Source organism: Chitinophaga tropicalis (genome assembly GCF_009758205.1).
GTDB classification, from domain to species: domain Bacteria; phylum Bacteroidota; class Bacteroidia; order Chitinophagales; family Chitinophagaceae; genus Chitinophaga; species Chitinophaga tropicalis.
In genome coordinates this window covers 220,329-240,436 of the sequence record NZ_WRXN01000010.1, presented here as the reverse complement: position 1 = coordinate 240,436, position 20,108 = coordinate 220,329, and the positions used below count along the sequence as shown (strand labels likewise).

The 20,108-nt window shown below is 46.6% G+C and carries 14 protein-coding genes; 4 read left to right on the top strand and 10 right to left on the bottom strand.

Annotated elements, in window-relative coordinates:
- Positions 1-117: 117 nt before the first annotated feature.
- The 3 genes from GO493_RS21410 (at position 118) to GO493_RS21400 (ending at position 4,171) form a co-directional block, all read left to right on the top strand.
- Positions 118-480: a hypothetical protein gene (locus GO493_RS21410; protein ID WP_157308278.1), complete on the top strand. Its 363-nt coding sequence runs from the start codon at positions 118-120 to the stop codon at positions 478-480.
- A gap of 194 nt (positions 481-674) precedes the next feature.
- Entirely contained in the window at positions 675-2,963 is a 2,289-nt protein-coding gene (locus tag GO493_RS21405; protein ID WP_157308277.1) for a TonB-dependent receptor, read from the top strand.
- A gap of 2 nt (positions 2,964-2,965) precedes the next feature.
- On the top strand, positions 2,966-4,171 hold the full coding sequence (locus tag GO493_RS21400) for an exo-alpha-sialidase (protein ID WP_232538924.1): 1,206 nt from the start codon (positions 2,966-2,968) through the stop codon (positions 4,169-4,171).
- A gap of 375 nt (positions 4,172-4,546) precedes the next feature.
- On the opposite strand, the gene GO493_RS21395 is transcribed toward GO493_RS21400, so the two are convergent.
- From GO493_RS21395 to dprA, 7 genes are all read right to left on the bottom strand, one after another.
- Positions 4,547-5,302 carry an SDR family NAD(P)-dependent oxidoreductase gene (locus GO493_RS21395; RefSeq protein ID WP_157308275.1) on the bottom strand — a complete coding sequence of 252 codons (756 nt, stop codon included), beginning with the start codon at positions 5,300-5,302 and terminating at the stop codon, positions 4,547-4,549.
- A 15-nt stretch (positions 5,303-5,317) separates the two neighbouring features.
- Entirely contained in the window at positions 5,318-7,246 is a 1,929-nt protein-coding gene (locus GO493_RS21390; RefSeq protein ID WP_157308274.1) for a PKD domain-containing protein, read from the bottom strand.
- Positions 7,247-7,405: 159 nt separating this feature from the next.
- Positions 7,406-9,988, bottom strand: a complete 2,583-nt coding sequence (locus GO493_RS21385; RefSeq protein ID WP_157308273.1) for a gliding motility-associated C-terminal domain-containing protein — start codon at positions 9,986-9,988, stop codon at positions 7,406-7,408.
- Between the two features lie 80 nt (positions 9,989-10,068).
- Positions 10,069-10,818, bottom strand: a complete 750-nt coding sequence (locus GO493_RS21380; RefSeq protein WP_157308272.1) for an alpha/beta fold hydrolase — start codon at positions 10,816-10,818, stop codon at positions 10,069-10,071.
- Between the two features lie 124 nt (positions 10,819-10,942).
- Positions 10,943-12,553, bottom strand: a complete 1,611-nt coding sequence (gene lnt, locus GO493_RS21375; protein WP_157308271.1) for an apolipoprotein N-acyltransferase — start codon at positions 12,551-12,553, stop codon at positions 10,943-10,945.
- Positions 12,554-12,714: 161 nt separating this feature from the next.
- Positions 12,715-14,187, bottom strand: a complete 1,473-nt coding sequence (gene guaB / locus GO493_RS21370) for an IMP dehydrogenase (protein WP_157308270.1) — start codon at positions 14,185-14,187, stop codon at positions 12,715-12,717.
- 80 nt (positions 14,188-14,267) lie between these two features.
- Entirely contained in the window at positions 14,268-15,374 is a 1,107-nt protein-coding gene (gene dprA / locus GO493_RS21365; protein ID WP_157308269.1) for a DNA-processing protein DprA, read from the bottom strand.
- A 97-nt stretch (positions 15,375-15,471) separates the two neighbouring features.
- On the opposite strand from dprA, the gene GO493_RS21360 reads away from it, so the two are divergent.
- Entirely contained in the window at positions 15,472-16,236 is a 765-nt protein-coding gene (locus GO493_RS21360; protein ID WP_232538921.1) for a 5'-nucleotidase, lipoprotein e(P4) family, read from the top strand.
- Between the two features lie 60 nt (positions 16,237-16,296).
- Here GO493_RS21360 and GO493_RS21355 read toward each other — a convergent pair whose 3' ends face one another.
- From GO493_RS21355 to folD, 3 genes are all read right to left on the bottom strand, one after another.
- Positions 16,297-18,192: an OmpA family protein gene (locus tag GO493_RS21355; RefSeq protein WP_157308267.1), complete on the bottom strand. Its 1,896-nt coding sequence runs from the start codon at positions 18,190-18,192 to the stop codon at positions 16,297-16,299.
- A gap of 83 nt (positions 18,193-18,275) precedes the next feature.
- The gene (locus GO493_RS21350) at positions 18,276-18,905 is read right to left on the bottom strand and encodes a 7-carboxy-7-deazaguanine synthase QueE (protein ID WP_157308266.1); all 630 of its coding nucleotides are present in this window, start codon (positions 18,903-18,905) and stop codon (positions 18,276-18,278) included.
- 137 nt (positions 18,906-19,042) lie between these two features.
- Positions 19,043-19,930 (bottom strand): bifunctional methylenetetrahydrofolate dehydrogenase/methenyltetrahydrofolate cyclohydrolase FolD, encoded by an 888-nt coding sequence (gene folD, locus GO493_RS21345; protein WP_157308265.1) that lies wholly within the window; start codon positions 19,928-19,930, stop codon positions 19,043-19,045.
- Positions 19,931-20,108: the final 178 nt, after the last annotated feature.

The window sequence follows — 20,108 nt, the reverse complement described above, 5'->3', positions numbered from 1 at the left end:
AAAGCGATTTTTTGAGGACGTTTTTTTGCATTAAGTATGATATAAAGCTTCAAACTGATGCACTACCATGATATATATCATTTGTAATTAGCCTCTACTTCTTTTACCTTTGCGGGCGTGAGGTATATCTTCGTCATATCAGTATTAGCCGGGCTGCTGTTCCAGAACTTCAGCCAGAGCTTTATTATGCTGAAATATAAGATAGACCAGGCATACATTGCCCGTGTACTGTGTGAGAACAGGAATAAGCCTGACATGCATTGTAACGGTAAATGTTATTTGAGGAAGCAGTTGCAAAAAGATGAGCAGCAACAGAACAACGGTACAACCGGTAAAGAGAAGTACGAAGTAGTATATGCTGATGCACTGCAGACATTCAACCTGGCCCCTTTAGCCCCATATTCTTTCATTATTGCATATTATCAGGATCCTGAACTGCATACTCCTTTATTTTCATTCTTCCACCCCCCACAGGCATAAGTTCAATCAAAGTTTATTGTCGTGTTTGAATTGTGATGACGTGTTCCTGCACGGAACATTACTGTAACCGTTTCCATCTTATTACTATCTACTACTTACGGTGAGCAACCTTGCCTGACCGGGGTATGGCATTTTATTGCCTGCACCCGCATGCCGGACAGGTTGAACAACCGTACCCGAACTTATACAGGATCATGAAATATTTTATATCGTTAATAACAGGAGTATTGTTCTTTTTACAATCGCATGCGCAGATGCAGGGCCGTGTGATTGATGCACAAACCGGTGAGGTGCTGCCGGGTGTTACCATTCAGCTGTTATGCTGTAAAAACGGTTGCCATACAGACGCCCAGGGCAGGTTTACATTACCGGCTAACTGTAAGTGTGCAGAAGATTCTATACAGGCATCCTTTATAGGCTATCGTGCCAGGAAGGTGGCCATACAAAAACAATCGCCTTTCATTGTAGCACTGACCCCTGCTACGGCAAGCCTGAATGAACTGATCGTTACTTCCAGCCGCGACAGGCAGAACCGTACAGATGCGCCTGTAGCCATCAGCACTATTTCCCCGCAGGAGATCAGAGATACCAAAGCAACTTCGCTGGAACAATTGCTGAATAAAGTAAGCGGTGTATATATGGTAGACCTGGGAAATGAACAGCATACCATGGCCATCCGTCAGCCTATAGGATATAAGAGCCTGTTCCTTTATATGGAAGATGGTATTCCCATCCGTACCACAGGAGACTTTAATCACAATGCACTGATAGAGATCAACATGGCAGCATTGCGTAATGTGGAAGTGATCAGAGGGCCGGCTTCTTCACTCTATGGAAGTGAGGCTGTTGGCGGGGCTGTTAACTTTATCACTGCTGCACCTTCCTTACAACCTTTTGCTAAGGTACAGGCAGAGATCAGTGACAGAGGGTATAAACGCACTGACTTCAGTGCCTCCAATACCTTTAATAAAGTAGGTATCAGCATGGGCGGCTATTATGCTGATCAGCGCAATGGCTACATGGACCACAGCGATTTTCATAAACTGGCTTTTACACTCAGGGCAGATTACCAGGTCAGTGAACATACAAAATGGATCAATGCTGCGACACTTGTAAATTATTATACAGACCAGGTAGGCGGATTGGACAGCGCTCATTTCTTCAGAAAAGACTACCGCAATTTTCAAACCTTCTCTTACCGTAAGGTGAACGCATTCCGTTACAGGAGTACGCTGGAGCATACATGGAACAGCTCTGACCGTACTACCGCCACCTTCTTCTTCAGGAATAACAGTATAGGACAGAACCCGTTTTACGCACTTAAGAATTTATCAGATCCGCTGAAAGCTACCGGCGAGATCAATGATGACAGCTTCAGCAGCTATGGCCTGATATTACAGCACCGGAAACAGTTCAGCTGGCGGAACGCATCGCTGATAGCCGGTATCAGCGCAGATTACAGCCCTGCTAATTACTTCGCTGAATTTATTGATGTAACAAAAAATGCCCAGGGATATTATACAGGTTATACAAAAACAGATTCTGCTCTCACTGATTACCATGTAGGCTTGCTGAACACAGCTGCTTATGCACAATTTGATATGGAACTGATGCAGGGATTGAAGCTGGTAGCTGCAGTGCGTTATGACAGGATGGATTACGATTTTGATAATCACCTTACACCATCAGCATTCACAGGTGCGCCGGATGAGCGTAATCATTTTAATGCCTTCACGCCAAAGCTGGGATTGACCTATGATTTTGGCAGGACACGCGGTATGTATGCAAACTATAGTGTAGGATTTGCACCTCCCAATATCTCTGAACTGTACAGGGGCGTAAAAGTACCTGTGCTGAAACAGGCCACTTACCGTAACTATGAAGCCGGCGGCTGGTTCAGCTTTGCAAATGATAAAGGATATGTGGATGTTAGTGTATATGAGATGAAAGGTACTAATGAGATCATCAGTGTAAAACTGGATGATGGATCTTATGAGAACAGGAATACCGGCCGCACTACCCACCGTGGAATAGAGTGGAATGTTCGTTATTCACCACTGCGTTCAATCTGGCTGCGGGTAAGCGGACAATATGCAGAGCATTTCTTCAATGAGTTTGTAGAGAAAGGAACAGTGTATGACGGTAACCAGATGAGCGGTGCGCCTAAAGTGATCGCCAACAGTGAGATCACCTGGAAGCCTGCTTTCTTCAAAGGATTCAGGCTGGCGGGAGAATGGCAGCATGTAAGCCGTTATTATATGGACCCTCAGAATACACAGTATTACAAAGGCTATGACCTGTTCAATTTCCGCACAGGGTATAGCTGGCGGAATATTGACTGCTGGGTGAATTGCCGTAATGCCGCAGATGCCATCTATGCTACAACTGCAGAAAAAACAACTTACAGCACAACATACAGGCCAGGTCCGAAACGCACCTTCAATGTCGGAGTGGCATATACTTTCAGAGGTAAAAAACAATAATGATGAAGAACAGACATTGGTGGATCTTATTGTCGGCATGCCTTACAGCATGCCATCAACCTGATGATAAAGAACGGGTATTATCATTTGCTGGCAGGGATGCTTCCTGCCCTTTTATCACCACTACAACAGATGGTAAGATTGCTGTGAGCTGGATAGAAACGGAAGGAGGTACAGATACCGGCCTGATATACTATGCTGTATCTGAAGATAAAGGAAGGTCTTTCTCTGCTGCATTACCGGTGCCGGAAAGCCGGGGGGTATTACCGCATGCAGAGAATATGCCTAAAATGGTTTTTAAGCCCGATGGAGAGATCATTGCAATGTATGGGGTTGAACAGAACGATGCAAGGAATAAATACGCAGGAAGGGTGTTTTATACACGTTCCCTGGATAATGGGAAAACCTGGCTGCCTGCACAACCGCTGGTAACAGATACCGGCAGTTACGACCAGCGGTATTTCGATATGGCGCTCCTCTCCAGCGGAGAGGCTGCCGCTATATGGCTGGACAACCGCAAGGAAACGGAAAATGAAGGCTCTACTCTTTATTTTGCTGTAACAGACGGGCACAATGGTTTCAGACAGGAACGTCCTGTGGCGCAGACTGTTTGTCAATGTTGCCGTACAGACCTGTATACAGATGATAAGGGAGCTGTTCACATTGCTTTCCGGGACATTATCAACGATTCTATCAGGGATATGGTGCATACGGTATCGACAGACGGAGGTGCTTCCTTCACGCCATTAAAAAGGATCAGCGCAGATAACTGGATAGTACGCGGTTGTCCGCATACCGGCCCTGCTATGGTAAAGAACAGTGAAGGGCTCCATTTTGCCTGGTTTACCATGGGTGGCGGACAGGGTGTGTTCTACTGCCGTTCCCTGGACAATGGTGTTACCTATACCCATAAAGAACAGGTTAGTACAATGCCTATGGCTAAACATCCGCAGATAACGGTAGTAGGCAATGAACAGGTAATGATGGTATGGGATGAACCGGTGAAAGCGGGAAAGACCTTTAACAGCCGGATTGGCTTCCAGGTCAGGAAAGGCACAGGAGAGGTGCTGAAAACAGGCACGCTGACTGCCGATTCATTGTATGTGACATTTCCGGTAATAAAGGGAGTGGATAAGCATACAGCACTGATTGCATATACAAAGAGGACAGGGGAAAGCGAACAGGTATGTTACCGCCTGTTTGAATGAAAAAAGCCGTATCAGACTGATACGGCTTTTTTCGATACATTTCTCAGTAGCTAAAAGCTCCGGCCCAATCCTGGCGTGTTGCCCAGCGACCGTAGTTATTCCTTTTAGATCTGTCGGAGTAGAAGCGCCACTCTGCTTTCCACCTTGGGTAGTAGAGGCGCAACAAATACAGTGTTGCAAATGTAAGCATAGGGATATGGTTTTTTAGGATAGATAGTCAGCATCAGGACAAACGTTGTACGTTAATAGATTCATAGTTAGTTAACTCATCCCCACATTGTTACATCACAATTATTCTTCACGAACGTTAGTGCTTCAAATATATATAGAAATAATTATTCATGGAATAACATCTAAGTGTTATATTATTAATTTTTACTCTCTGTAAGTGTAATACGCATTGGCCTGCTGCGTGCAGGTGATCACCAGGTCGTTGATGCAGACATGTGCCGGGAGGCTGGCGCAATAATAGATAGTATCTGCTACATCCTCTGCGCTGAGCGCTTTAATGCCCTTATACACGTTATCTGCCTGGGAAGAATCTCCTTTAAAACGTACCATTGAAAATTCTGTTTCTGCCGCACCGGGGTGAATAGCAGTTACTTTGATATGATAAGGTAGCAGGTCTATGCGCATGCCCTGGGAAATAGAATCTACCGCAGCTTTGGATGCACAGTAAACGGCGCCTTTTGCATATACCGCTTTGGCTGCTGTTGAGCCCAGGTTTATGATATGTCCTTTGCTGCGTGCTTTCAGCCAGGGCATTACTACCCTGGATACATATAACAGGCCTTTTACGTTAGTGTCCAGCATCGTGTCCCAGTCTGACAATGCGCTTTCATCTATGGTACTCAGGCCCAGCGCCAGTCCGGCGTTATTAATAAGGATATCCACAGCTTTCCATTCTTCGGGGATACCACCCAGGATACTGCTTACCGCCTGTTCATCTCTTACATCAAAAGAGAGGGGAAGTACTTTTATCTCATATTGTTTTTCCAGCTCCTGCTGTAATTGAGAAAGTCTTTCCTGTCTGCGTCCTGTAATGATCAGGTTATAACCGTTTTCCGCAAATTTTTTAGCACATGCCTCGCCAAAGCCGGCAGTGGCGCCGGTAATAAGAACTATCGCCATAATAAAGTCCGTGATTTACTTCACCAAAGTTACAGTGCCTTTGCGTAAAATTGTCTGTCCGTTCAGATCTTTACCGGAAAGGATCCATATGTAGGTATCTACAGGAGCTGGAGAGCCTTTGATTGTACCGTCCCATCCTTTCCGGAAATCAGTAGAAGAATAAACCTCCTGCCCCCATCTGTTGAATATCCGGAAGAAATAGTAGTCAGTAATACCTACAGGTATGAAGCGGAAGCGATCGTTCTGACCATCTCCGTTAGGACTGAAAGCATTGGGCACATACATTTCAGGGCCGGTATAATACTTAACACGGATGGTATCATATCCTATACATCCCTGGGTATTCGAGACTGTCAGGGTATAGGTGATATCCTGGTCCCATTTTACGACAGGATCGGGAATACCGGTGCTATTCAAACCATCCGGTGGCGACCAGCTATAGAACTCTCCGCCGGAACCATTTAGCTGTAACAGCTGTCCTTTAGCCAGTACAGTATCATTTCCCGCAGAGGGCGAGACTTCATAGATCATGATGTCTTTGGTGATAGTTGTGCTGCACGATCGGTTGGTATAGATGGACAGGGCAACGGTATATACTCCTCCCTTAGGATATACATAGTTGATATTAGTGCCTGTAAAGGCGCCAAGAATATCTTCGCTGTCCTGTCCAATGTTCCATCGTCGTTCAGTGATATTGCCGTAGGTGTAGGTAGAAATATCGCTGAAGCGGACCACTTCTCCCTTGCAGAGTCCCTGCACGGTGAAGTCGCCCGCCAATCCGGGATAATTGTATACCAGCCCTGCAGCACTGTCTGTGCAGCTAAGGCCGGGGTTTACCACCAGCTTCACTTTATAAATCCCTGTATCAGGGAATTGATGTTTAAAGATGGTACGGTCATATGTCAGCGTATCTGTACCATCTCCGAAGTCCCAGTAATATGCTGATGTATAGCCGGCGTTACTGTAGTTGGGCATCATAACACCGAGGTCAGGAGCAGCCACACAGTTTTGCAGGACAGAAGGAAATCCTGCCTGTATATTGGTTTTACAGTTGAAAACCGTCAGCAGTATATCTTTATGATGGGTTCCCAGCAGGACTTTCGTTCGCCGGTCATATTCATTGACGCAGACAGATACAACGAATTTGCCTTCCCGGTTGGGAGTGCCCTGCAGCATACCATTATTATCTATAGATATCTGTGGAGCGCCACCCATTGGATTGGCGCCGGAATAAGGAGTGATGTAATCTACTGTGGCGTTATATGGAGGCGGATTGGTTGCCGCACCTTCATTACGGGCAGCGCCACCGGTTAGCGCATTGCAGAGATTGTAAGTGAGGCTGTCGTTATCCGGGTCGTAAGCCGCATAGCTGTAAGTGAAGGGCAGACTGTTGCAGATCACAATAGCGCCGTCCTGCCGGAAATAAGCGCTGCTGTTGGTAGCTCTTTTTTCAGACCCGGGGATCACCGTATAATAAGTAGAACCTTCATGTTCTGAATCGTAGATATTGGCAAGCTTCTCCCCACGGCAGCAACGCTGATAAGTAACATAATATCCGCCGAAATTGGGTGCCAGGGTAATGGTATCCTGGTAGTAGGCTACTTCCAGGTTTTGTGTACGTGGAGCAAGGCAGGGATTCTTAAGCGTATCCCGCAATGATTTTGTCTGTACGATCGATATCTGGATGCCGGTATAAACGCGTGAACCGGTAGATGTATAGACATTGATAGGAACGGGGTTCTCAAAATGGTCCAGGCATCCCTGGATAGCGCCACAGGTAAAATCGGCATCGCGGTAAAGTTTAAGTGTGATCACGTACCGGTTGGTGCCGTCAGCATTTGTTCCTATATAAGCATAGTAGATCTCCCCACCAATAATATGGTAACAGACTGCTCTAACGTGGAATAGTCCGCAGCAAATAGCCAGAATTAAGAACCTGTACATCTAGCGGGGTAAATAGCAAAATGAAGACTTTCCTATAGGAATTTACGGAAAAAAAAGCGTTCCTTAAAATGAAATTCTTCAGTATTCACGCTACTTTGAGAAGTAGTTGTACAATAGTTCTTTACAGTTGAAAGTATGTGATTAACTGTGTTGGATGTACTATCTGACGAGTGTAACTGTACCTTTTCTCTGCACTGTTTCGTTGTTAGTATTCTTACCCTGCACTACCCATACATAGGTGCCGATAGCAGCAGGTTGTCCGTTGAAATTGCCGTCCCATCCTTTAAGATACTGACTGGTGCTGTACATCATCTTTCCCCAGCGATCAAACACCCGGAAGTATTCCAGCTGCACAATACCTACAGGCAGCGGACGGAAAACATCATTTTTACCATCCCCGTTGGGAGAGAATCCTGTCGGGACATAAATATCCGGACCGGCAATGAAGCGCACATGAATATTGTCTGTGCCGGAACAGCCTTCTTCCGTATAGACGGTAACAGTGTAGGTTATATCGCGATTAAGAGTGGTGACAGGATTGTAGACGTTAGGATCGTCAAGCCCATCAGCAGGCGTCCATACGTATCTCACGCCACCACTGGCATTGAGCTGGAACGGCTGATTGAGGATCACGATGGTATCATTACCGGCAAAGGCCGGCACGGGAGGCACTACATTGATCACAACTGTATCTGTCACTACCTTCGGACAACCCTGAACATCTGTTACAGCTACAACATAAGCTGTAGTGTCCAATGGTTTGGCAACAGTGGTTGCCTGCCTGGGAGTGGTCAGCGTAGCAGCGGGTGTCCAGCTGTAAGTCGTACCACCGGAAGCCTGGAGGGTAACCTGTTCTCCGTAGCAAATGGTGGCATCCTCACCTGCATCTGCTACAGGAGGATCTACCACTGTCAGCCTGGTGGTATCATAGCCGCTGCAGTCCCCAAGGTCGCCCACAACTGCGTAAACAGCGTTGGGAGCCGGGGGAGTGATATACAGGTCTGCCCCGCTGCCTACCTGTGTATTGCTGGAAGCATCATACCAGGTAAGCGGATAATTGCCGTCTGCATATGCAACGAGATGCACCTCATCGCCGGTACATACCGTACTGTCTACACTGGCTTTCACCAGCAGCGTGTCTCTTATGTCTATAGCCACTCTTTTGGAGTTGGAACAGCCGGTAGCATCGGTAAAGTGTACAGTATACGCTGTATCCAGTTTTGGGCTGACTGTAGGAGTAGCTGTATTGGCATTGACAATATTGTAATTAGGTGTCCAGGCATAGGTACCTGCTACTACATTACCATCTACTACGCTTTCCGCAAAAAGGGTGAGCGAGTTGCGGATACAGAGCAGGGTATCGCTGGTGGTAGTGAGTGGCGGATTATCGTAGATCACAATATGGCTGGTATCAAACCGTTCACAGCCTCTCCTGGTCTTCAGTTGAAGTACAACGTCATAGTTGCCAGGGCCGGGATACTGGTACTGGGCAGTCTTCAAAAGGGAGGTATCTGCATTGGTACCGCTTACACCGAAGTCCCATCTGAAATAAGTGATAGCATCACCTGCGCCTGAAGTAGTAGAGTTGTTGGTGAAGCTTGTAATAGTATTACTGCACAAACCGGTGATACTGACTTTCGGATCAAGTAACGGGTATACGTAGGCAGTAGCGGTAGCACTGTCGCCACAGTTGCTGTTTTTTTCTACATATAGCTTTACTGTATACGTGCCCTGTTGTGTGTAAGTATGTTGTATAGGATCTGTACTGGTAGTTTGTGTTGTAGTGCCATCTCCGAAGTCCCAGTCGTACGTTTTACCTTCCGTACTGTTGTTAAGGAAAGTAATGGTATAACCGGAGCAGTCGTTATATGTATCAGGCATAGCGGCAACAACTTCCTTCACGCAGGTGGTAACGTTGAGATGGAAGTCTTTACGGTGAATGCCTAATAATGTGCCGTTACGGTATTCATATACGCAGACTGTCAATACATATTTACCTGCCGGAGGCGCGGTGCCTGAGATCATACCTGTGGAGGAATTGATAGTGGCGCCTGCTCCCAGAGGAGTAGAGCCTGTATAAGGGCTTTTGTATGGTACAGATGAATAAGGAGGTGCTGCTGCCGGAGGTGGGGTAGTATTACCGTTTGCTCCGTTAGTGGTCTGACCGCCGCCATAGGCATTGCAGAACACATATACAAGACTATCGCCTTCATCAGGATCGATTGCAGAAAAGTCGTATTCAAATTTCTTGTTGGCGCAAACAAGCACAGCTTCGTCTTTTGCAAAGTAAGGGCTGGAGTTATCGACAATGCCTGCGTTGGCAGGGAATTCGGTAAAGTAGGTGGCGCCATTGCCGGGATAGTTCTGTTCGTCGTTCGGGTTACGCGTATCTACCAGGTTGGCCATGGTGTTATCACGACAGCAGCTCTGGAAGGCTACGGTATAACCGGAGTTATTAATAGGTACCGTGATGGTGGTAGTATAGATGCCTATCTGGAAACAAACAGTAGGTGGATTGACAATACAGGGATCTACCTGTCCAAGGTTCCTGTTCTCAATACTGGAACGGTTTACAAGCACTGATGTATACTGACTGTTATTGTCTTTGCTGTAAACAGTGAAAAAAACAGAAGACGGCATAGCTGCTACATTCCCTCCCGCAGGGTCACATATGCGGAACAGCTTCAATGTTACCTGGTAGGTGACAGTGGTAGAGGTTTTGGAGATGTATTTATAGAACATCTCTCCTCCGATTATGTGGGAGGCCCGCGATATTAATCCGCTGGCAAGAATTAAAAGCAGTATAAGGGTTTTTTTCACGGTCAATATTGTTGGCAAAAAAGAATAAACTGCTGTAATAACAGTCTGCTGGCTTCCGGCACTTCCCACATTCCCATGTGGCCTGTATCTTCAAATATCCTGATATCACTTACGGCAGGAAGGGATACCTGTGGAAGGATGTTTTGCAGTGGTACGGCTGTATCATCTTTTCCTATCACAAACAGGGCTGGTACCTTCAGGGATGATAATACGGCAGTCCGGTCAGGGCGTAGCATCATAGCTTCATAGTAGGCTATCAGCGATGGTTGCGGGCATTGTGAGCATAACCGGATATATGCCTCTACACGTTCAGGGTGCTCTTTTCTGTATGCAGGACTGAACATATTAGGCATTGTCTGTTTAACGAAAGCATCGCTGCCATATTTCTCTATCATAGTGATAGATTTGCGCCGGGCTTCTTTTTTCTCTTCACTGTCAGGAGTGGCAGTAGAGTGAAAAAGCCCCAGGCCCTGTACTAGGGCAGGGTATTTTTCTGCAAGCGCCAGGGCTACATATCCTCCCATGGAATGGCCTATTACTACCGCTTTCTCAATTCCGTTCTCCAGTAAAAGTTCATGTACGTATTCTGCCATGCTTTCTATACTCAATGATGCTGTTAATGGCGTTTGTCCTGTACCTGGCAGGTCTGGCGCCAGCACGTAAAACTGTTCGCGCAGGAAGTCAAGTTGTTGTTCCCATATAAGCCCATTTTCAGAGAATCCATGGATCAATAGCACAGCCGGCCTGCTCATTAGATGTGTATTTTGTGCAGAAGGTTTATTGGGCATTATAAATTTATTTTGGCATTAAGAACCAGGTGGAAAAACCTTAATATATTGGAGAATATGTAATACGCATATTCTCAGGTCCTGTTTCTTAATTGATCAATCGTTTTCTACGTGTGTACTTCTGATAGAAGCTAAATGCTATTACCAAGATACAAAAAGCAATGGCTGTCCTGGAGATAAGGTCTCCGAATTTTACATAAAACGTAAAAGAAGCGGCTGGTGTTACAGTTCCCTTAATAACACCTTCTTTCCAGTAGGGAAGTGTCTGTTGTATTTTCCCCAGCGGGTCAATGATGGCAGATATACCTGTATTGGCGCTGCGTGCCACCCATCTGCGGGTCTCAATAGCGCGTAATCTTGCATATTGCAGATGCTGACGGTGACCTTCCGTATTGCCCCACCATCCGTCATTGGTAACAATGAACAGGAGGTTGGCGCCATTACGTACATGTTCTGCCACAAATTCACCATAAACGGATTCATAACATATAGCAGGTAAAACATTAATGTGTTTACGGGTATCTTCCAGCAAACGCACACCAGGCGTAATGCCATAGCCACCGCTGATACCGCCCAGGTCCAGGGCCAGTTCTTTCATGAATGAAAGGTAGCGTACATAGGGTATGATCTCAACGCCTGGCACCAGCCTGGCTTTATGATAGATCTGTACATTGCCGGAAGTATCTACCTGTATGGCAGAGTTGAAAGCATCATAATGGATAGTGCCATCTTCTGCAGTACGTGAGCCTTTGGGAATGCCGTCTGCTTCATTATATCGCTTCAGCGTAGTGGCGCCGCTTACCAGTGAGGCATGTGGGTATTGCAACAGCAATTGCCTGATCTGCTTCACTTCCCATTCATAGCTGAGCTGGTTTTCCCAGGCTCCGCGTGTAAACAGTGCTGTTTCCGGCCATATGATATAAGCTGTATTGCTGTCAGTTTTTTCTTTCGAAAGGCTGATCATTTTCTGCAGCTGCATATTGGCATTTTCGTCTGCAAATTTATCGTAAGGGTCTATGTTGGGCTGAACGATCACTACTTCTGCGGAAGGGCCCTCGGGAACTTTGAAAGTATAGGTCACCAGGCTGCTTAGCAATAAAGGGATGACAATAGCCAATGCCGGTTTCCAGGCAGTTTTCCAGAGAAAAAGCGGAAGGCTGACAGGATAGTTTTTTCGTTGTAACCATGTATGGTAGATGAGGATATTACTAAGCAATATCCATAAAGTACCACCGCTTACGCCGGTATATTCATACCATTGTACCCAGGAAGGATGCATAGCAAAGGCATTGCCCAGGCTGAGCCATGGCCAGCTGAATTCCCAGCTGAGGTGAATGTATTCAAACGTTAACCAATATACTATCAATGCAAAATAACCTGCTGTTGTTCCAAGTACTTTCCGGGTGCGGTGATAACCGGAAACAGGAACGCTCATCACTAATGTGTTGATGAGGTTCGCCGCCAGTCCGCTGGCTGGTACTGTTGTATTACCCACCCACCAGGTAGTGGCTACGTTCCAGAGAAAAAGGGTCAGGAAAATGCAACCGAAGAATTTGCCGTTATGCTGTACAAGATCTGATAACCTGAGTATAGGAATAAAGGCAATGAAAATCAGAAAGGTAAGGGGAGAGGTAGGCCATGCCGCCCAGAGCAGCAGAGCGCCGGTTATGCTTAATAGTATGGGTAGCCATCTTTGCATATATCTGTGTTTTGTGATATGGGCTGTAGAGAGCGAAATTAGGGGTAGAATGTTAATAATGGATGAATATTTCAGATTAAAGAAAACATCCCCGCATTTACTATACTAATATGAAAAAAGCCTCCCGGATTCCGGGAGGCTTTTCTATTATTCAGTTTATTTTATCTGCTGTAGTTCGGCGCTTCTTTTGTGATCACCACATCATGCGGGTGATTCTCTTTCACAGTAGCAGGAGAGATCTTAATGAACTGTGCAGCCTGCAGTGCCTTCATATCTTTAGAACCTGTCAGACCCATACCGGCGCGAAGCCCGCCAACAAACTGCTGGATCACTTCTGCAAGCATGCCTTTGTAAGGAACACGGCCCACAATACCTTCCGGCACCAGTTTCTTGATATCATCTTCTTCCTGGAAATAGCGGTCCTTGCTGCCTTCTACCATTGCTTCCAGAGATCCCATACCACGATAGGACTTGAATTTACGGCCTTCGTAAATGATAGTCTCTCCGGGGCTTTCTTCCACACCTGCAAAGATGGAACCTGCCATGATACAGGAAGCTCCTGCTGCCAGGGCTTTCACCATATCGCCGGTATAACGGATACCACCATCTGCAATAACCGGAACACCTGTCTTTTTCAGTGCTTCTGCAGCATTCAGAACGGCAGATAGCTGAGGGAAACCTGCTCCTGTTACTACACGGGTAGTACAGATAGAACCAGGGCCTACACCTACTTTCACAGCATCAGCACCTGCCTCTGCCAGTGCCAGCGCTCCTTCGCCGGTAGCAACGTTACCAGCTATCACCTGCAGTTTCGGGAATGTCTTTTTAAGTTTCTTCAGACTGTTAATAACAGCAATGGAGTGACCATGGGAGCTGTCCAGGCAAACTACGTCAACACCAACGTTGATCAGCGCCTGTGCCCTGTCAAGCACATCCGGAGTAATACCCAGTGCAGCACCTACCAGCAGGCGGCCATATTCATCTTTCACAGCGTTCGGATAGCTGGAAACCTGCAGGATGTCCCTGTAAGTGATCAGTCCTACCAGTTTGCCTCCCTTGCTTACAACAGGCAGTTTTTCGATCTTGTTCTGCTGAAGTATTTTCTCTGCTTTCTTCAGATCTGTCCCTTCAGGAGCTGTGATCAGGTTCTGCGAGGTCATTACCTCGCTTACCAGGCGCTTGAGGTTCTTCTCAAAGCGAAGGTCGCGGTTGGTAAGGATACCTACCAGTTTGGAATGATCATCAACAATAGGAATACCACCGATGCTGTTCTCTTTCATCAGCCTCAGTGCTTCACCTATAGTTGCATTGGCATGCAGGGTAACTGGATCGAGTATCAGGCCGTTTTCACTGCGCTTCACTTTTCTCACCAGTTCCGCCTGTTTTTCAATGCTCATATTTTTATGCAGAATACCAATGCCACCCTGACGAGCCAGTGAAATGGCCAGGTTGGCTTCAGTAACAGTATCCATGGCGGCAGACACCATTGGTATGTTAAGGCGTAAGTTTTTGGTAAGTTGCGTTGTGATGTTAACGTCTCTGGGCAATACTTCAGAGTAAGCTGGAACCAGGAGTACGTCATCAAAGGTAAGTCCGTCCTCTACAAATTTCGGTTTTGATTTTCCGGCAGGCATGATGCAACTATTTGTCAGTTATTAAATAATTGCACGCAAATGTACGCCTATTTAAGCAAATAGAAAAATAGTAAGCCTTGTTAACAATTTGCTAACTGGTATTTCTGACCTGGCAGGCTTTTCAGCACATGATGCATTTCCAGCTGAAAAATAAGGCTATTGACCTGGCTTACAGGCAGATAGCTTTCCCTGCGGATCTCGTCTATATGTTTATCTGCAGCGCCACAGAACAGTGACGTAATATGTTGTTCTTCATTGCTCAGCTCTACAAACAACTGTTGCTGCGGCGGAGGACTAACCCTTTGCTGTTCTTCCCACCCCATTGAAGTAATAATATCTTCCGCTCCGGTGATCAGCGCTGCGCGATGGGTCCTTATCAGGTGATGGCAGCCGGCAGCATGCGGGTCTCCTATACGGCCGGGAATTGCAAACACATCCCTGTTGTAACTGTTGGCTATATCGGCAGTAATGAGAGAACCCCCGTTTATCCCGCTTTCTACTACAATAGTAGCATCTGCCAGGCCGGCAACAATACGGTTGCGGCGGGGAAAATTCTGTCTGTCCGGCTGGGTGCCGCTCATAAACTCAGTGAGCAACCCTCCATTATCAAGCATCCTGGCAGCCGTTGCTTTATGAGACGGTGGATAAAGCCTGTCCAGCCCATGCGCCAGTACACCTATTGTAGGTGTCTCATGTTGCAATGAGGTCTGATGCGCAATAATATCAATACCATAAGCCATTCCGCTTATTACAGTCACATTATGCACTGCCAGCTGCTCTACCAGCTGCATGCATACCGTTTTGCCATATTCTCCCGGAGCACGGGTGCCTACCACACTTACAATACGCGCGGCATTCAGATCTGCATTTCCTTTATAATACAATAACACCGGGCTGTCCGGGCAATGACGCAACCGTTCAGGATAATCAGCGCCGGTATAGAATACCGGGCGTATACCATACTTTTCCATGAAAGCGATCTCTTTGTCTACGCGGCCATAACCATTGAATTTCCTGATAGCCGCAGCTCTGACTGCGCCAATCTCTGTGATGTTCTCCAGCTCATATTTTGCAGCTTTAAAAACAGCACCGGCGCTTCCAAAACGGGCAAGCAGCTTTTTTAACAAAACATCCCCGATGTGTGGTATTAATGTGAGGGCCAACTGGTGGCGTACTTCCTCCTGCATATTCGTTACTTTTGAGGTCAACAACAATTTACAAATATACATCCTACTCTTTATGCGCCTGAATAACTTTTTACTCACATGTACATTAATTGCAGGTATGGCTGCATGCAAAAGCACCAGGCCCGTTACATCCCAGGCCCCGTCAACAACCCTGGTGCCTTATGGGCCGGCCTGGGCGGCTCTGTGGCAGCAAAAGGCGGCTGAATATAAAGCGTTGTGTTTCCAGGCTTATAATATCGCAAAGGTGCGGCTGGATGAAAACCTGCAACATCCCGGTAATAAGCCGGTGGCAATAGTTACAGATATTGATGAAACCATTCTTGACAACAGTCCGTATACTGTACACACTTCTTTACGCGGACAGGCATATGCTGATAAAACATGGACTGAATGGACAGATAAAGCCGCGGCAGATACCGTTCCGGGAGCGCTGTCTTTCCTGAAATATGCTGCTTCAAAAGGTGTACGCGTTTTTTATATCACCAACAGGGCGGAAACAGAACGTACTTCCACGCTGAAGAACCTGCAGCACTGGCAGTTCCCGGATGCAGACAATGAGCACCTGCTTCTGAAAACTACCACTTCCGGTAAGGAAAGCCGCCGTCAGCAGGTAGCACAGACACATCAGATCATTTTATTGATGGGAGATAACCTGAGTGATTTTGCAGCCATTTTTGATAAACAGCCTGTTACAGAACGTGAGAAGGTAACGCAGCAATCAGCGGCCGATTTCGGTAACCGGTTCATAGTATTGCCTAATCCTATGTATGGCGACTGGCTGCCAGCTATGTTCCAGTATAATTATAAGCGTAGTCCGCAGGAATTGGATTCAATACTGAAAACACAACTGAAAGACTATTAAAAAGAAAGAGGCTGTATCACATAAGAATACAGCCTCTTTCTTTTTAAGAAAAACTTCAGTTTATAGTTTAAGTATCTTGAATTCTGTTCTCCTGTTTTGTGCCCTTCCTGCTTCAGTTGTATTTTCAGCTACCGGTACCGATTCGCCATAACCCTTAGCCTGCAGGCGTTCCGGCTGAATGCCCTTCTCTACCAGGTATTTCACTACAGCCTGTGCACGGCGTTCAGACAACAGCTGGTTGTCTTTATCATTACCTACATCATCCGTATGGCCGCCAATCTCTGTGACAAGCGTCGGATTTTCCTTCATCAGGTTTACCAGGCGGTTCAGCTCAGTAACAGATTCTATTTTAAGCGTATACTGCCTGGTATCGAAGAAGATATTATGTAATACAAGTACAGCGCTGGTATCCAGTGGCTGCAGGGCAATGTTCCTTTCAAAAGAACTGTCCTGGCTGGAGCTCTTCAATGAGAAGTTATCAGAGAAGAAGAGATAACCTTTCTTATTTACACTGAACGCATAATCTTTCCCTACCGGCAGTGGTACCAGGTAATTACCCATTTTATCACTGCGGATGGTCGCTACGTTCAGACCGGTGGCAAGGTTTATCAGCTCTACGTCAGCTACAAGACGGCGCTGTGTTTTAGCATCATATACATAACCTCTTACGTACAATGTTTTCAGCGGTCTTGCTTCAGGATAAAGCTCAAAGCTGTAGATATCCAGTTGTCCGCGGCTGTCAGCCCTGTCAGAAGCATAATAGGCGGTCTTGCCATCAGAAGCTACTACCAGGCTGGCTTCTTCATCTACAGTATTGATAGGGTATCCGAGATTGATAGCTGGTCCCCAGCTGCCATCGGCCTGACGGCGGGAATAAAAGATATCCATACCGCCAAATCCGGGATGCCCGTTAGAGGCAAAGTATAATGTCTGGTTGTCAGGATGTATGAACGGTGTGGTTTCACGGCCAGGCGTATTGATGTTTGGGCCCAGTCTTTCAGGAAATCCCCACCTTCCGTTAGGCTGTAATTTACTCATGAAGATCTCAGCGCCTGCATCTGCAGTTTCCCGGGCAAAGTAGAGGGTAGATTTATCGGCAGACAGGCAGGGCTGCGATTCCCAGTCACGCGTGTTGATAGGAGAGCCCATATTGATAGGTTCTACCCACAATCCTTCTTCTGTACGCACAGAGTAATAAATATCACAACTGCCTCTGCCCCCTGGAAAATCACAGCCGGTAAATACCAGCATGTTCCCGTCCTGGGAGATATTCTGTGCTCCTTCGTTGTTGGTGGAGGAGTTGACCGGCTGACCAATACTTACGGCCGGCATCCAGCCCAGGCTGTCGTCTTTCTCAGATACATAGAAATCTTCATTCTTACCATTTACACGCCTGGTAAAAATAAGGGTACGGTTATCTATGGTAAGCGAAGGGAAGTATTCCGGATCTTTGGTGTTGATGCTGTCTCCCAGGTTATGGGGTTTGAAAGGCACCGGTTTGGACGCTGCTTCGGCGGCAAAGGTATATTGGACTCTGAGGGCTTCTGCTTTTTCACTCTTTATTTTAGCAGTAGAGATATACAGTTCTATCTTAGCCAGCGCCTCTTTAAAGCGTCCTTCTCCTGCCAGGGCCTTGGAATAGGCCATCAGTGCTGGTCTGGTAGCGCCGCTGTCCAGTTGTTTCAGTGTTTCGAAGCTGGCAATCGCATCCTTATATTTTTTCAGTTCTACATAAGTGATGGTCATTTGTCCGAAGGCATCTGTAAAGCCGGGTTCTGTCCGTACGGCATCCTGCAGAAGATCTATCGCATCTGCCAGCCTGTATTCCCGGACGGCCATCTGGGCATTATCAAAACTTTTCTGCGCTTTCTTTTTCGCATTTTCATATGTTACCACCTGGGCACTCATATCCAGGCAAAACACAAGACAACTCAGTACTAGGAGGATCTTATTCATATCAGGAGGATTGGGCAGGCCAATATATGAAAAAATCCACAAATGTAATTTTTAAGATGATGTGTGGCAGGTGCTTACACTGATCAGGGCACATTAATGTATTTATGTACCTGCAGGGAGAGTTGCCATTGGGGATTATCTTTTACATAATCAATGATCAGCGGAGTGATCTGCTGGGCGCGGTCCCATTCCGGCTGAATATAGAGTTTACAATCAGGGTTAGCCAGTGCGGCATATTTTTCGGCCCAGGCAAAGTCAGATTTATTGAAGATCACTACCTTAAGTTCATTGGCCAGTCCGCAGATCTCAGGGAGAGGCGCTTTGAATTTTTTGGGAGAAAGGGTGATCCAGTCAAAATTGCCGCTTAGCGGGGAAGAGCCGGATGTTTCAATATGTGTACGGAAGCCTTCTTCATGCAGGGCGGCTGTAAGGGCGTCCAGGTTGTGCATAAGGGGCTCGCCGCCGGTTATAACCGCAATGCGGCCCGGGTACCTGGCCGCCTCTGTAGCCAGGTCTGCCACAGAGATAAGCGGATGTCGGGAAGCATCCCAGCTGTCTTTTACATCACACCAGTGGCAACCTACGTCGCAGCCGCCCAGGCGTATGAAATATGCAGCCCTGCCCTGGTAATTGCCCTCACCCTGTATGGTGTAGAAGCGTTCCATGACCGGCAGCTGAACGGTTGTGAATGTATCTGTTGTAATGACTGACATAATGCAAAATTAAGCAAAACGCTTAATGCAAAGCGCAGCTGCGTCTGACATTAAGCGTTTGGATTGATTGTGAATATGATTCAAACAAAAAACTGAAGTAAATCAGTTGCTATGTTTTGTTATAATGAATTGGACCCTTAGTTCATATTTACTTTCTGCCCAACGGAGGCATGATAAGTATTTTTAAGCAATGCTGCGATGGTCATCGGCCCAACGCCACCTGGAACCGGGGTAATATAGCTGCATTTGGAAGCTACGTCATTGAAGTTTACATCGCCCACCAGTTTAAATCCGCTCTTTTTGGTCGCGTCCGGTACACGGTTGATGCCCACGTCAATGATCACAGCACCTTCTTTCACCATGTCGGCAGTAACGAACTCAGGACGGCCTATAGCTGCTACAATAATATCAGCCTGCTGGCATATCTCTTTCAGGTTAGTAGTCTGTGAGTGGGTCAGCGTAACGGTACAGTTGCCCGGGTTGCTGTTACGGCTCAGCAGGATGCTCATCGGAGTACCTACAATGTGGCTGCGGCCTATCACTACGGCATGTTTGCCTTTGGTGGGAACATTGTAATGTTCCAGCATCAGCATAATACCATAAGGAGTAGCAGGAATGAAAGCGGGTAATCCGCTAACCATTTTACCCACATTAACAGGATGGAAACCATCCACGTCTTTGCTGGGATCTATGGTGTTGATCACCAGTTCTTCGCTGATATGTTTTGGAAGAGGAAGTTGAACAAGAATACCATCTATCTCTGCATTTTCATTCAGCATGGTAATGTTGTCCAGCAAATGTTTTTCAGAGATTTTTGCATCGAATCGCAGGAGAGTGGAGTGATAGCCGATTTCTGCGCAGGATTTCACCTTGGAAGCTACATATGTTTCGCTGGCGGGATTATCGCCAACCAGGATGGCTGCCAGGTGGGGTACCTTTTTGCCAAGAGCCTTCAATTCAGTTACCTTATCTGCTAATTGCGCCTTAACGGCCGCTGAAACGAGTTTACCGTCTAAAATTTGCATGCGCAAAGGTAGTCAATTCCTTTCAAGTTCTGCAAAACAAGTTCCCCGTGCTCAAATAATGTAAGAGCGGTATAGTCCGCAGGGCCATATCTGACAGGCAACTTGTTTTGCTACAGGCAAAACCTGTGTTGATCAGAACTTGTAAATAGTAGTGGAAATTTTAAAGGCAGGCTCGGAG